This window comes from Amycolatopsis sp. SID8362, from assembly GCF_010550475.1.
Lineage (GTDB): Bacteria > Actinomycetota > Actinomycetes > Mycobacteriales > Pseudonocardiaceae > Amycolatopsis > Amycolatopsis eburnea.
Map to the genome: position 1 here is coordinate 1 of NZ_JAAGNB010000901.1, position 1,045 is coordinate 1,045.

Genomic DNA, 1,045 nt, shown 5'->3' on the forward strand with positions numbered 1-1,045 from the left:
GCGTGCTCGTCGTCGCTGGTCGCGCTGCACCTCGCCTGCCAGTCGCTGCGGGACGGCGAAAGCTCGCTGGCACTGGCCGGCGGCGTCACGGTCATGCCGACCAGCGACCCGTGGGTGGTCTTCAGCGCGCAGGGGATGCTCGCGAAGGACGGGCGGTGCAAGGCGTTCGCCGAGTCCGCCGACGGCATGACGCTCGCCGAGGGCGTCGGGCTGGTCCTCGTCGAACGGCTGGCCGACGCCCGCCGCCACGGCCACCAGGTCCTCGCCGTGGTCAAGGGCTCCGCGATCAACCAGGACGGCGCGTCCAACGGGCTCACCGCCCCGAACGGCCCGTCGCAGCGCCGGGTGATCCGCCAGGCGCTGGCCAACGCCGGGCTGGCACCGTCCGAAGTGGACGTCGTCGAGGCGCACGGCACGGGCACCACCCTCGGCGACCCGATCGAGGCGCAGGCCCTGCTGGCGACCTACGGGCAGGACCGCGAAGAGCCGCTGCGGCTCGGCTCGGTCAAGTCCAACATCGGGCACGCCCAGGCCGCCGCCGGCATCGCCGGGGTCATCAAGACGGTGCTGGCCCTGCGGCACGCCACGCTGCCGAAAACGCTGCACGCCGACGAGCGCACCACGCACGTCGACTGGTCGGCGGGCGCGGTGGAACTGCTCACCGAGACGGTCCCGTGGCCCGAGACGGGCCGCCCGCGCCGCGCCGCCGTGTCGTCGTTCGGCATCAGCGGCACCAACGCGCACACGATCCTCGAACAGGCCCCCGAACCCGAACCCGAGCCCGAACCAGGCCCCGAACCCGCCGTGCTCGGCTGGGCGCTGTCGGGCAAGTCCGCCGAGGCCGTCCAGGACCAGGCCGCCCGCCTGCTGTCCTTTGTGGACGACCAGGCCGAACTGCGGCCGCTCGACGTCGCCCACTCGCTCACCACGCTGCGCGCGCAGTTCGAGCACCGGGCGTTCGTGCTCGGCGACGACCTCCCCGCGCTGCGCACCGGGCTGGCCGCGCTGGCGGCGGGCCGGGCGGACCACGGCGTGGTCCGCGGCC

The 1,045-nt window shown here is 74.7% G+C and carries 1 protein-coding gene; it reads left to right on the top strand.

Going from position 1 to position 1,045, the window contains the following annotated elements:
• On the top strand, window positions 1-1,045 hold a 1,045-nt coding region (locus G3I65_RS27790), incomplete at both ends, for a polyketide synthase (protein ID WP_160698729.1).